The organism is Streptococcus infantis (assembly GCF_047464415.1).
Taxonomy (GTDB): domain Bacteria; phylum Bacillota; class Bacilli; order Lactobacillales; family Streptococcaceae; genus Streptococcus; species Streptococcus infantis_AE.
This window is the reverse complement of record NZ_JASHBX010000001.1, coordinates 121,096-134,126: the sequence shown is the minus strand read 5'-3', so window position 1 is coordinate 134,126 and position 13,031 is coordinate 121,096. Positions and strand designations below refer to the sequence as shown.

Below are 13,031 nucleotides of genomic sequence, written 5' to 3'. Positions count from 1 at the left end.
TGAGACAAAACAATTTGTCTCAATTCTTAAAGAAGCGGCCACAGGCCGCTCCCCTAAGAAATGACTTTTATCTATTATTTTTCAGGAACTTTGATGCTGCCATCTAGGATTTTAGCTTTTGCATCTTCAACAGCTTTTTTACCTTCTTCAGAAAGGTTAGTTGTTACTAGATCAACCCCTTTATCCTTCAATGAGTAAACGATAACTTGACCACCAGGGAATTCACCTTTTTCTGCTTTATTTGCAAGGTCTTGAACTGTTGTTCCAACTTGTTTCAAAGTAGAAGCAAGTACGAAGTTTGATTCTTTACCATCTTTAGAAGTGTATTTACCTTCTTCTGCTTGGTCACGGTCTACACCAAGAACCCAAACTTTTTCGCTTTCATTTTTGCTTTCATTCAAAGATTTAGCTTCTGAGAAAACACCTGCACCAGTACCACCAGCTACTTGGTAAACTACGTCAGCACCAGCTGCGTATTGAGCTGCAGCGATTGTTTTACCTTTAGCAGCATCACCAAATGAGCCAGCATAGTCTACTTGTACTTTGATTGATGAATCGACAGAGGCAACACCTGCTTTGAAACCAGCTTCAAAACGTGAGATAACTTCAGATTCCATACCACCTACAAAACCAACTTGTTTTGTTTTAGTAGTTTTAGCTGCTGCGACACCTGCAAGGTAAGCTGCTTCATTATCAGCAAAAGTAGCACTTGCAACGTTCTTTTGATCTTTAATTACATCGTCAATCAAAACATAGTTTTTATCTGTATGTTCATTGGCAGCATCAGCAACTGCATTTTTAAGTGCAAAACCAATACCGAAGATCAAGTTGTAGCTTCCAGCTGCTTGGTTCAAGTTGTTAGCGTAGTCAGCTTCACTTGTTGATTGGAAGTAAGTGTAACCATTGTCTTTTGAAAGGTTGTGTTCTTTACCCCAAGCTTGAAGACCTTCCCAAGCTGATTGGTTGAATGATTTATCATCAACACCACCTGTATCTGTAACGATAGCTGCTTTAGTCTTCACATCAGAAGAAGATGAAGACGCGTTACGAGAAGAGCGATTACCACATGCAGCAAGTCCAAATGCTGCTACTGCAACTAGACCAAGGCCTAGCCATTGTTTCTTGTTCATTACTGAACCTCCTAAATAAGATGCGCAACGAAGTTGCAAGTATGGATTGATTGGCCACAAGGACCCTTGTCACTCAAAGAGTGACACAGACTATTGCAAGTCTGTAAATGAGTATGGAAGTAATTCCCCGACCGTCATCTCGACCGTCGATTTATCTTTGGCAACTAGAGTCACCTTTAGATCTGGTTTAAAAAATTCGACCATAACCTGTCGGCAAGCACCGCAAGGCGAAATAGGTTTCTCAGTTTCCCCATAGACAATCAATTCTGAAAAATCTCGTTGTCCTTCAGAAACTGCCTTAAAGATAGCAGTCCTTTCGCCACAGTTAGTCAAAGAGAAACTAGCATTTTCAATGTTAACCCCTGTATAGATACTGCCGTCCTTGGCAACCAAAACAGCACCAATCGGAAAATGTGAATAGGGTACATAGGCGTTTTTACTAGTCTCAATCGCTAAGTCAATCAACTCAGTAGTCGCCATCTGCTAACTCTCCTTTTAAGATTGCTACACCAGAAGATGTTCCGATACGAGTAGCTCCAGCTTCAACAAAGGCTACTGCATCTACATAAGAACGAGCTCCACCAGCAGCCTTAACCCCCATATCAGGACCAACTGTCTGACGCATTAATTGAACATCTGGCAAAGTCGCTCCACCTGTTGAGAAACCAGTAGAAGTCTTGACAAAGTCTGCCCCTGCCTTCTGAGCTAGCTGACAAGCTAGAACTTTTTCTTCATCAGTTAACAAACAAGCCTCGATAATAACCTTAACAAGTTTGTCTCCGCTTGCTTCAACAACAGCTCGAATATCTGACTCAACTAATGCAGCATTTCCTGATTTGAGTGCACCAACATTGATAACCATATCAATTTCGTCAGCACCATTTTGGATTGCTTCTTTGGTTTCATAAGCTTTGACTGCTGAAGTTGTAGCTCCAAGCGGGAATCCTACTACTGTACAAACCTTGACATCAGTATCTACGAGTGCAGTTCTTGCATGCGAAACCCAGCAAGGATTGACACAAACACTGGCAAAATCGTACTCTCTTGCTTCAGATAACAAACGATCGATTTGCTGTTCGGTAGCATCTTGCTTTAAAAGCGTATGATCAATGTATTTATTTAATTTCATTTCGGTTTTTCCTTAAATTAGGAGATGATTTCAATGATTTCACGCGTTTTGATCGCTTCATCACTTATCTTAATTTTAACATAATTTTGGAAATCTGTAACTAGTTCCGGAGAAATTTTCCCATTTGTATATACTTTTGCGACAATTTCACCCTTTTTGACTGATTCTCCAACTTTCTTCTCAAAAACGATACCTGTCTCATAGTTAAGAGCATCTGTTTTAACGGCACGACCAGCACCCAATCTCATAGCAAAAAGACCAAACTCCATGGCTGGAAGTTCTGCGATAAGTCCGTCTTCTTGAGCAGGAATATCAACTACATGGTCAACTTTTACTGGACGATAGAGGTCTTCTAGGTCTCCACCCTGAGCTAGAACCATCTCTTCAAATTTCTTGAGAGCCTTACCATTTTCAAGATGTTGCCTTACTTCCTCAATAGTTTTTTCAACATTTGCTAATGATAACATAATCTGGGCCAACTCACAGATAAAGTGGCTAATATCTTGACGGCCTTTACCTTGAAGAATTTCCAGAGCTTCTAGGATTTCTAAACGATTACCAATGGCACGTCCCAAAGGTTGACTCATATCAGTAATAACTGCTACTGTCTTACGACCTACAGCCTTACCAAGGTTTACCATGGTTTGAGCCAGTTGGCGTGCCTCGTCGACTGTTTTCATAAAGGCACCTTCACCGACCGTTACATCAAGTAAGATAGCATCAGCTCCAGCTGCAATTTTTTTACTCATAACCGAACTTGCAATCAAAGGAATGGTATCAACTGTTGCCGTAACATCCCGAAGGGCATAGAGAAGTTTATCCGCCTTAACTAGTTGATCCGACTGACCAATAACTGAAACTCCAATTTCTTGAACTTGTTTGATAAATTCATCCTGACTGCGTTCAATCTGAAAACCTTTGATGGATTCTAATTTATCGATAGTACCACCGGTATGCCCCAAACCTCTACCACTCATCTTGGCTACTGGGACATCAAAACTGGCTACCAAGGGTGCTAGGATTAAAGTTACCTTGTCACCAACACCACCCGTAGAGTGTTTATCAACCTTCACACCATCTATAGCAGACAAATCAAACTCCTGACCTGTCTTAACCATATTCATGGTTAAATCAGAAATTTCTCTCGTGGTCATTCCTTGGAAGTAAACTGCCATGGCAAATGCTGACATCTGGTAGTCAGGAACAGTTCCTGCGACATAGCCTTCAATCAACCATTGGATTTCGTTCGAACTGAGTTCTTGCCCGTCTCTTTTTTTCTGGATTAGATCTACTGCTCTCATTCTTTCACACTTCTAAGGATATAATATCCCTTATCTTTCTTTACAACCTCGCAATTGCCAAAGATTTCTTCCATCTTGCTTTTGGCACTAGGAGCTCCTTGTTTTTTCTGAATAACGATCGTCAAATCCCCACCATCTACTAAAAAGTCTATACTTTTCTCAATGATTTCGTGGACTACTTGCTTGCCAGCGCGTATAGGTGGATTGGAAATGACATGGTCAAATTGTCCTTCTACCTGCTCATAAATATTAGACTGGAAGATAGTCGCTTGAACCTTGTTTTTTACTGCATTTTGCTGGGCTAAATCCAGGGCACGATTGTTGATATCCACCATCGTTGCTTGGGCACCATAAGCCTTAACCAAAGACAAACCTATCGGACCATAGCCACAACCAACATCAAGAATTTTTTCACCTTTTTCAATATCTAGACATCTTAACAACAACTGACTTCCAAAGTCAATCATTTTTTTACTAAAGACACCAGCATCTGTCAAAAAGGTCATCTTTTGCCCAAGTAGCTCAACTCTAAGCTCATGAATATCATGGGCTGCATCTGGATTTTCTGCATAATACATTTTACTCATGATACTATTTTACCATAATTTGACTTAAATTGTAAATCGTTTACAAAGGTATCAAGCCCTCACATCACATTGTATTTTCTCAAAAATAATATAAATTCGGATTAACATTAGGGACCTAGTAAAAAGCTCCCAACTGCCATGGTAATCGGAAAAGCAAAAATGCAAGCAAGACCAAAAAAGAAGAGCCAACACTTTCGTTTAAAGAAAGCTAGCACAAGGTAGCCAAGACCTATGAGGGGTAATAAGATAAACAAAACAAAAGTGGTCCAGTTATAACTCTGAGTTCCTATCGTAAAGGAGAAATTCACCCAGTTTGGTGATAACCATAAAAAAATAACAAATAGGCTGAACAAACCCAGCGTATTTTCTCTTAATCCAGCTTTCATCTTAGCACCTCCTTTATAGGTTTTCCCCCTTATATTTTAACAAAGAAAGCGCTTTTTCTCAATTGGTCAGATGGTTATTCTTTCTAAAATATGGTATACTAAGATATCAAACGAGGATATAGTATGACCAACGAATTTTTACATTTTGAAAGGATAAGCCGCGAAACTTGGCAATCCTTGCATCGCAAAACAACTCCTCCCTTGACCGAGGAAGAGTTAGATTCTATTAAGAGTTTCAATGACCAGATTAGCCTTCAAGACGTTACAGATATCTATCTGCCACTAGCACATCTGATTCAGATTTACAAACGTTCCAAAGAAGACCTTGCCTTCTCAAAAGGCATTTTCCTTCAAAGAGAGAGCAAAAAACAGCCCTTTATTATTGGAGTTTCAGGAAGTGTTGCCGTAGGTAAGTCAACCACTAGTCGGCTCTTGCAAATTTTACTGTCTCGTATCGTTCCTGGAGCAAGTGTTGAACTAGTTACTACAGATGGTTTTTTATACCCAAATAGTGTCTTAATTGAGCAAGATATCCTTAATCGTAAAGGTTTTCCTGAGAGCTACGATATGGAAGCTTTGCTTAATTTTCTAGACCAACTCAAAAATGGTCAGGATGTTGATATACCTGTTTATTCCCATGAAATTTATGATATAGTGCCGGGTCAAAAACAACGAGTAGAAGCTGCTGATTTTGTCATTGTTGAGGGAATCAATGTTTTCCAAAACCCTCATAATGATCGTCTATATATTACTGATTTCTTTGATTTTTCAATCTATGTAGATGCCGCTGTCGAAGACATTGAAAGTTGGTATTTGGATCGATTCTTAAAACTCCTTAGCTTTGCTCAAGATGATCCAAGTAGCTATTACTACCGTTTCACTCAACTTCCTCTTAGTGAAGTCAAGGATTTTGCTCACCAAGTTTGGACCAGTATCAACCTCACCAATCTCCAAAATTACATTGAACCGACACGAAATCGTGCCGAGGTCATTCTCCATAAATCTAAAAATCACGAAATTGATGAAATTTACTTAAAAAAATAATTTTCCCTTGTCAAAACGTAAGTTTTCAGATATAATGGTATAGTTAGTAAAAATGGAGGTAAGAACATTGGCAAACATTAAATCAGCTATCAAACGCGCTGAATTGAACGTTAAACAAAACGAAAAGAACTCAGCTCAAAAATCAGCTATGCGTACTGCTATCAAAGCTTTTGAAGCAAACCCATCTGAAGAACTTTACCGTGCTGCCAGCTCAGCTATCGATAAAGCAGAAACTAAAGGTTTGATCCACAAAAACAAAGCTAGCCGTGATAAAGCACGTCTTGCAGCTAAACTTGGTTAATCTTTAACTGCATACAAAATGAGCTCTTCGGAGCTTTTTTTGTGCACATTTTTCTGGAGGTCATTATGAAAATAGCTATCATCGGATATTCAGGATCAGGTAAATCTACTCTTGCTGAAAAACTATCTAAGCACTACTCCATTCCAAAACTTCACATGGATACACTTCAATTTCAGCCTGGTTGGCAGGACAGTGACCGTGACTGGATGCTTAAGGAAATGAGGGACTTTTTATCCAAAAACAAAAATTGGGTCATTGATGGCAACTACTCTTGGTGTTGCTATGAGGAAAGAATGGAGCAAGCTGACCAGATTATCTTTTTAAATTTCTCGGCTTGGACTTGTTTGCTAAGAGCCTTTAAGCGTTATTTAAAATATAGAGGAAAAGTCAGAGAAAGTATGGCTGCGGGATGTCCCGAGCAATTCAACTGGGAATTTATCCGTTGGATTCTCTGGGATGGACGAACAAAAAATGCTAAGGATAGATACCAATACTTAAACAATACTTACCCAGAAAAGATGCGTATTCTCCATTCTCAAGCAGAGATTGATCGTTTTTTGCGATCTTTAAAAAAGTAAACAATATAGTAGCATTTCATTAAAATCAGCATGTACTGATTGACTAAAAAAGGAAGATTTTCATCCAGAAAATCTTCCTTTTTTCCATTTATTCAACAATTAAAAATAACTCGAGCAATTTATAAATCAAATATAAGATTCCCTAGAAATGAAGAGAATCGTGTTCATAGTTTCTGAGTTCGTGATACAAAAAACTGAAGGAAGTATAGTCCTACTTCTTTCAGTTTTTTATTGTCTCAATTTGGAAAAAACTTCTCCGATCTTACCTTCGATAACTAAATCAGCTTGGCTGTCTTGAGGAGTACTGGACTTGTTGATAACGACAAGATTTGACCCTGAAAAATAATTGATTAGGCTAGCTGCAGGATAAACGACTAAGGAAGTTCCTCCAATAATCAATAAATCTGCTTGCTGAATGACTTGGGCTGCTCGACTAAAAACATCCATATCCAGAGGTTCCTCATAAAGGGTTACGTCAGGTTTGACCACCTTACCACAATCTAAGCAGTGGGGAACTGAACCTTCAAGTGCCAAAAATGCATTCAAATCATAAAATCGATGACAGCCCAAACAGTAATTACGATCTGCACTACCATGCAGTTTCAAAACTTTTTCAGAACCAGCCATTTCATGCAAGCTATCAATATTTTGCGTCACAATCGACTTTAATTTACCTGTTTTTTCTAACGACGCTAGATAATCATGTGCTAAATTTGGCTTAGCATCCGGATAGACGAGATACTTTTTGTAGAAATCAAAAAAATCCTCTGGATAGCGTTCAAACATGGTGCGTGAAACCAGTTGCTCGGCAGTAAAATGGCGCCCCAACTTAAGACTATAAACACCATCAGAACTTCGAAAATCAGGAATATTAGACTCTGTTGAAACCCCTGCACCACCGAAAAAGACAATTCTTTGACTTTTATCTATCAGTTCCTGTAATTGTTCAGTCTTATCCATTTCACCCCTCCTTAAGTTTTTTGTTCTAAAAAAGTTGAAAACCTTTAGCTTCTGTCAACTAGGCTTTCAACTTTATTTGATTATGATTTAAATGTTAAACTGACTACTTTTGATCCTTTGACACAATTTGACTTTCTTCAAAGTCCTTATTCTCATCTATTAGAAGATTGAAGCAATGAACATGCTTATCATTTTGAGAACAAGAGTAATCACATGAATGGAATCTAACTTTAGTCTGCAATCAAGGTTTCTAGACCAACCTTCATCATATCTGTGAAAGTATTTTGGCGCTCTTCTGCAGTTGTATCTTCATCTGGATTAACCAAACTATCTGAAATCGTCATGATAGCAAGAGCATCCACATGGTGTTGGGCAGCAAGATAGTACAGCGCCGCTGCTTCCATTTCTACAGCCTTGACTCCCCATTTACCAAGTTCGATATTTTTTTCAAAGTAGTTTGAGTAGAAAACATCTGAAGACAAAACATTTCCGACGTGAGTGGTCATGCCAAGGTCTTTGGCAATATGGTAGGCTTTATCTAGCAAATCAAAGCTAGCGATTTGTGGAAAATCATATTGAGGCCAGTCATTGCGGATGATGTTTGAGTTGGTTGCAGCTGCTTGTGCCAAAACTAATTCACGAACATGAACATCCTCATTCAAAGAACCAGCAGTTCCGACACGGATCAATTTTTTCACACCGTAATCGACAATCAATTCACGCGCATAGATGGAGATTGATGGCATTCCCATCCCTGTTCCCATGACAGATACACGATGGCCCTTGTAAGTTCCAGTGTAACCAAACATGTTACGAACTTCATTGAAGCATACAGCATCTTCAAGAAAATTCTCAGCGATAAACTTCGCACGAAGAGGATCCCCAGGAAGAAGAATTTTATCAGCAATTTCACCCTGCTTAGCAGCAATATGGATAGACATAGTTTATGATACAAAGAGCGACCAGAAAGCGACTGAAAATTAGGAATCTGACGAGAAATCCTGATTTCACAGTCAGATTATCTATTTTCCGAGCTTTCCGCTCGTGTTCAAATCTGAACACATGCTCTACCTTTCTGTTATTTTTAATTTGTTAATGAATCCAAAAAGGCATAGAGTTTTACATTCATTTCTTGATAATCATATGCACGAATAACTCCAGGCTTTTGAACGTAGGTCAATTTTTGACTTTGTTCTTCCAAAACTTCTTCACCATCCGCAGCAATTAAGAGCTCTACTGCTTCTGGATCAAATTCCAAATGAGCTTGGAAGGCATAGTGTTTAGGACTAAAGCGAATAATTTGACGTGGACAGCCTTGACTGGTCGCAAGGACGACAGCATCTTCTGTCAATCCTGGCATATCGCCATGCCAGTGTCCTGTATTTAGAGTCGGTCCAAAAACTTTGACATGATTGTCTTTTAATCCAGCTTCAGTTAGCGTTATTGGAAAAACACCAATCTCACGCTCTGGACTATGTTCATACTCTGCGCCATAAGCAACAGACAAGAGTTGAGCACCAAGACAGACACCAACAATATAACGATCTGCCTTCATAGCCTTTTGAATCAGCTCAATCTCTGCCTTTGGATCATAATATGGGAATTTTTCTCTATCCTCATCAGGAGATTGAGGACCACCCATAACAATCAGAAAATCAATTCCGTCAACAGTTTCCGGAAGAGACTCTTTTTCGTAGACCTTAGTCGTAGTCACTTGATGGCCACGCTCCTGCGCCCATTTTAGATAAGCGCCCGGCACTTCAAAGGTTTCATGCAGTACAAAATGTACCTTCATCGTTTCTTCTCCCATCTCTTTCGAATCACGTAAGACAGACCAGCCGCAAGTACAAGCGGAATTGTCAAACTCCAAGTTTGGCCTGTAAATCCAAGGCTCAGGGCAATAGCTGTCAGAGGAGCTTTTAAGGTCGTCCCTAAAAAGACGGTCGCTCCTAGTAACATCCCTAGAGCAGGATCTAGATGAATCCCAACTGTTGTCAAAAGCAAGGTCACTAGGTAGCCAGAGCCAATCCCTAAGGCAAATGATGGTGTTAAAGTTCCCCCATAAGCACCATTGCGCAAGAGGAGATAAACCAGAATCCCCTTCACTGCAAGAGCCAGTGGAAGATAAGGAATCGACTGGCTAGACAAGAGGGCTTGTGCTAGTATCTGGCCATTTCCCATAAAGATAGGGAAAAAGATTGCTAGGCCCCCCAGCACTAGAAAGGCTAGCGGAAGAGCCCAAAGAATCGACCCATTCTTCCGCCGTTTGTGACTAGCCCGCTTGGCGAGGAAAGCAAAGACCAGAGCCAAGGGAGTGACCAAGAAAGCAATCACAATAGCCTGAAAGAAACTGCTAGCCGACCATGAGACTGCGGACAGGTGATAAATAGCCTCCTGACCAATGATGGACTGAGCGACCCAGGTGGCCAGATAAGTGCTGGTCAAAACCAGTAGAAGGTTCTGCCAACTGTAGGCGAGTCCTAAGGTCTCAAAGACGAACAAGCTACTGGCAAAGGGAACTTGATAGACCGCAGCTAAACCAGCTCCAGCACCACAGGCAATCAAGACTTTTCGCTCTTTGAGGGCTAGAGAAAAACCTTTCGCTAAGCGACCAGCTAGAAGAGCCCCGACCTCACGTGGTGCTCCTTCTTTTCCGACCGATGCAGCTGCTCCGACAATCGCAACCTGCATCCCTGCATGAAGGAGGTGGGCTAAGGGCGCTGGTTCCCTGTCTCCAGCTAAGTTAATTTGCTGGCGAATAGACAGAATCATATAACGCTTTTGCAGGACATACCAGAAGCCAGCTGACAAACACCCAGTCACACATAAGACCAAAAATCTACGGAGACCTCCAGCTTCTTGAAATTGCTGGAGTAAATCCGACTTATCTTGGCCAAAGGCCAGCCCTTGCACCCCTTCTAGTAGATAATGACAGGCAATTCCGACCAGACCCGTCCCTATTCCTAATGATAAAGTGGCTAGAAGCACTCTCAGTCCATAGGGAATACTTTGGAGTCGTACTCTCATAACATTACAATTCTGCAAGAATCGCTTTCAGCAAGCCTTTAAAGTCGCCTTTGACACGTTCGGTCACTTCTACCACTTCTTCGTGGTTGAGTTCTTCTTGGAAACCAGCAGCAAAGTTGGTAATACATGAAATACCAAGAACCTTCAAGCCAGAGTGTGCTGCAACGATAACTTCTGGAACAGTTGACATTCCGACAGCATCAGCACCAAGTGTTTTATAAGCACGGATTTCAGCTGGAGTTTCATACGTTGGACCAGTTACACCGATATAAACACCATCATCAAGTTTAACACCAAGTTTTTCAGCAACTGCATGAGCTGTAGCACGATATTCTGGAGTGTAGGCTTTTGACATGTCTGGGAAACGTGGACCGAAGTCATCTAAGTTTTCACCGATTAGAGGGTTTTGGCCTGTCATATTGATGTGGTCAGTGATAGCCATCAAAGTACCAGGACCAAAGCCGATACCACCAGCAGCGTTGGTCACAATCACACCTTCACAGCCCAAAACTTTCATAACACGAACTGGGAAAGTCACCACCTCTAGTGGGTTCCCTTCATAGAAATGAAAGCGTCCTTGAAGTGCTAAAACCTTACGTCCTGCAAGCTCACCGTAGACCAATTTTCCAGCGTGTCCAACAACAGTCGAACGTCCCCAGTTTGGAATTTCAGCGTAGTCTACAACGACTGGATTTTCGATTTCTTCAGCAAGTTCGCCAAGTCCTGATCCAAGAATCAAGCCGAACTCTGGTGCTTCTACTCCCTTTTCTTTTAAGAAAGCAGCTGTTTCATTGATTTTTGCTAATAATGTCATTGTCTGTCTCCTTCATAATCTTTTAAAAATTGACCGATTTTGTCAAAGGTTTTTGCATTTCGAATCGTAATATTACGATAGAAAGGCATCTTAAGCAGGTACTTGTGATAGGCTGTTTTGCTATAGGTTTCTTCTGAGAATTTGCCCCAGAAGATTCCCATTTTCCCGAAATGAAGCACTTCATCTACCAGTTCCATACTTTCGACTTTCTCGATGACTTGCTTGGTATCCAGTCCCTCAGTATAAAAGAGAACATCCTTTCGAGCCATTTCTTGGAACCACCATTCCGGAAGAGTTCTAAGCTCCTCTTCGTAATCTTCTTGACTTAACAAGGAAAAATGTTGGATAAATGGATAATGCTTGTCAAAGAAAGCCTGTAGCCTCTCAACCAACTGAGTTCTAGGCATGCTAGTATCAAAGAAAATATTGCCACTATTGATGTAGGTTTCAACATTTTCCAATCCCAACCCTGTCAATTCTTGACGAAGCTGGGCCATGACCACCTTATGTTTTCCACCGACATTGATCCCTCTAACCAGTAATGCCAAGCGAGTCATCTTAAACCAATTTATCTAAGAAGCTTTCACCAATCATAGCCTTATCAACGCCAAAGTTATCAGCGATTGTCGCAGAAATATCAGCAAAATGACCGATTGGTAGGTGTCCATTTCCTTTTAGTGATGGACTGTAGGCCAAAAGTGGAATGTATTCACGAGTATGGTCTGTACCTGCATAAGTAGGGTCATTACCATGGTCAGCAGTAATCATGAGTAGATCATCTTCACGCATAGCTGCGATAAGTTCTGGCAAGCGTTCGTCAAACTCGTGCAAGCAATCGCGGTAGCCGTGGGCATTGCGACGGTGACCATAGAGAGCATCAAAGTCTACCAAGTTGGTAAATGAGAACCCCTTTTCAAACTCAGCAAGTCCCATGGTCTTAATCAAGGTATCCATACCGTGGCTATTTGACTTATTGTGACCCATATCATGGTTCACCCCAGCACCGTTGAAGATATCGTTGATCTTACCAACCGCATAGGTATCAATGCCTGCTTCGTTTAGTTTGTCCAAAACTGTTGGAGCAAATGGTGATACAGCCAAGTCACGACGATTTGCAGTACGTGTGAAGTTTCCAGGCTCACCAACATAAGGACGTGCAATGATACGACCTAGAAGAGCTGGACGTTCCAATGTAATCGAACGAGCGTACTCACAAATACGATAGAGTTCATCCAAAGGAATAATGTCTTCGTGGGCCGCGATTTGAAGAACTGGATCAGCTGACGTATAGATAATCAACTCGCCTGTTTCCATTTGACGTGGTCCAAAATCATCGATAACAGCAGTTCCTGAGTAAGGTTTGTTTGCTTCACGGATTACTTTACGACCTGAAAATTCTTCAATCTTTGTAAGGATTTCTTCTGGGAATCCATTCCAGAAAGTATCGAAAGGTTCAGTGATATTGAGGCCCATGATTTCCCAGTGACCTGTCATGGTGTCTTTACCTAGTGAAACTTCCTCAAGTTTAGTGTAGTAACCACTAGGATTTGCTTCTGCGGGAACCGTTTTAAGGGCTGTCTCACGCTCGATGTTCCCAAGACCAATCTTAGCCATGTTAGGAACATTCAAACCAACTGATTTTGAAATATGGCCAAGTGTATCAGAAGCTCCATCTGGAACCCCTGCATTGACAAAGTTATTAGCATCTGGTGCTGCACCGATTCCTACAGAATCGAGTACCACCAAGTGAATACGATTAAATTTTGGCATAGTG

General features: G+C 40.9%; 16 protein-coding genes. 3 read left to right on the top strand and 13 right to left on the bottom strand.

Going from position 1 to position 13,031, the window contains the following annotated elements:
* Positions 1-74 precede the first annotated feature (74 nt).
* From QM460_RS00685 to QM460_RS00660, 6 genes are all read right to left on the bottom strand, one after another.
* Positions 75-1,130, bottom strand: a complete 1,056-nt coding sequence (locus tag QM460_RS00685; protein ID WP_414288827.1) for a BMP family lipoprotein — start codon at positions 1,128-1,130, stop codon at positions 75-77.
* 90 nt (positions 1,131-1,220) lie between these two features.
* Entirely contained in the window at positions 1,221-1,610 is a 390-nt protein-coding gene (locus QM460_RS00680) for a cytidine deaminase (RefSeq protein ID WP_414288825.1), read from the bottom strand.
* Complete coding sequence (deoC, locus tag QM460_RS00675; RefSeq protein WP_414288823.1) at positions 1,597-2,259, bottom strand: deoxyribose-phosphate aldolase; 663 nt, start codon at positions 2,257-2,259, stop codon at positions 1,597-1,599. The genes QM460_RS00680 and deoC overlap by 14 nt, the downstream gene beginning before the upstream one ends.
* 17 nt (positions 2,260-2,276) lie before the next feature.
* Positions 2,277-3,560 (bottom strand): pyrimidine-nucleoside phosphorylase, encoded by a 1,284-nt coding sequence (locus QM460_RS00670; protein ID WP_414288822.1) that lies wholly within the window; start codon positions 3,558-3,560, stop codon positions 2,277-2,279.
* Positions 3,557-4,147, bottom strand: coding sequence for a class I SAM-dependent methyltransferase (locus tag QM460_RS00665; RefSeq protein ID WP_281335462.1), 591 nt, complete (start codon positions 4,145-4,147; stop codon positions 3,557-3,559). The genes QM460_RS00670 and QM460_RS00665 overlap by 4 nt, the downstream gene beginning before the upstream one ends.
* A gap of 107 nt (positions 4,148-4,254) precedes the next feature.
* The gene (locus QM460_RS00660; protein ID WP_414273350.1) at positions 4,255-4,533 is read right to left on the bottom strand and encodes a 1,4-dihydroxy-2-naphthoate prenyltransferase; all 279 of its coding nucleotides are present in this window, start codon (positions 4,531-4,533) and stop codon (positions 4,255-4,257) included.
* Between the two features lie 123 nt (positions 4,534-4,656).
* On the opposite strand from QM460_RS00660, the gene coaA reads away from it, so the two are divergent.
* The 3 genes from coaA (at position 4,657) to QM460_RS00645 (ending at position 6,456) form a co-directional block, all read left to right on the top strand.
* Positions 4,657-5,577: a type I pantothenate kinase gene (gene coaA / locus QM460_RS00655; RefSeq protein ID WP_414288820.1), complete on the top strand. Its 921-nt coding sequence runs from the start codon at positions 4,657-4,659 to the stop codon at positions 5,575-5,577.
* Between the two features lie 52 nt (positions 5,578-5,629).
* Positions 5,630-5,878 carry a 30S ribosomal protein S20 gene (gene rpsT / locus QM460_RS00650; protein WP_029689628.1) on the top strand — a complete coding sequence of 83 codons (249 nt, stop codon included), beginning with the start codon at positions 5,630-5,632 and terminating at the stop codon, positions 5,876-5,878.
* Positions 5,879-5,943: 65 nt separating this feature from the next.
* Complete coding sequence (locus QM460_RS00645; protein WP_049527897.1) at positions 5,944-6,456, top strand: DNA topology modulation protein; 513 nt, start codon at positions 5,944-5,946, stop codon at positions 6,454-6,456.
* Between the two features lie 228 nt (positions 6,457-6,684).
* Here QM460_RS00645 and QM460_RS00640 read toward each other — a convergent pair whose 3' ends face one another.
* The 7 genes from QM460_RS00640 to QM460_RS00610 form a co-directional block, all read right to left on the bottom strand.
* Positions 6,685-7,416: an NAD-dependent protein deacylase gene (locus tag QM460_RS00640; protein ID WP_414288818.1), complete on the bottom strand. Its 732-nt coding sequence runs from the start codon at positions 7,414-7,416 to the stop codon at positions 6,685-6,687.
* Positions 7,417-7,646: 230 nt separating this feature from the next.
* Positions 7,647-8,357 carry a purine-nucleoside phosphorylase gene (gene deoD / locus QM460_RS00635; RefSeq protein ID WP_045763751.1) on the bottom strand — a complete coding sequence of 237 codons (711 nt, stop codon included), beginning with the start codon at positions 8,355-8,357 and terminating at the stop codon, positions 7,647-7,649.
* A 143-nt stretch (positions 8,358-8,500) separates the two neighbouring features.
* The gene (locus tag QM460_RS00630; RefSeq protein WP_049527951.1) at positions 8,501-9,211 is read right to left on the bottom strand and encodes a type 1 glutamine amidotransferase; all 711 of its coding nucleotides are present in this window, start codon (positions 9,209-9,211) and stop codon (positions 8,501-8,503) included.
* Positions 9,208-10,443 carry a chloride channel protein gene (locus QM460_RS00625; protein ID WP_414288816.1) on the bottom strand — a complete coding sequence of 412 codons (1,236 nt, stop codon included), beginning with the start codon at positions 10,441-10,443 and terminating at the stop codon, positions 9,208-9,210. The genes QM460_RS00630 and QM460_RS00625 overlap by 4 nt, the downstream gene beginning before the upstream one ends.
* Before the next feature lie 4 nt (positions 10,444-10,447).
* Complete coding sequence (locus QM460_RS00620) at positions 10,448-11,257, bottom strand: purine-nucleoside phosphorylase (RefSeq protein ID WP_000173180.1); 810 nt, start codon at positions 11,255-11,257, stop codon at positions 10,448-10,450.
* Positions 11,254-11,814 (bottom strand): DUF1697 domain-containing protein, encoded by a 561-nt coding sequence (locus QM460_RS00615; protein ID WP_414288814.1) that lies wholly within the window; start codon positions 11,812-11,814, stop codon positions 11,254-11,256. The genes QM460_RS00620 and QM460_RS00615 overlap by 4 nt, the downstream gene beginning before the upstream one ends.
* Before the next feature lies 1 nt (position 11,815).
* Entirely contained in the window at positions 11,816-13,027 is a 1,212-nt protein-coding gene (locus QM460_RS00610; RefSeq protein WP_414288812.1) for a phosphopentomutase, read from the bottom strand.
* Between the last annotated feature and the right edge of the window lie 4 nt (positions 13,028-13,031).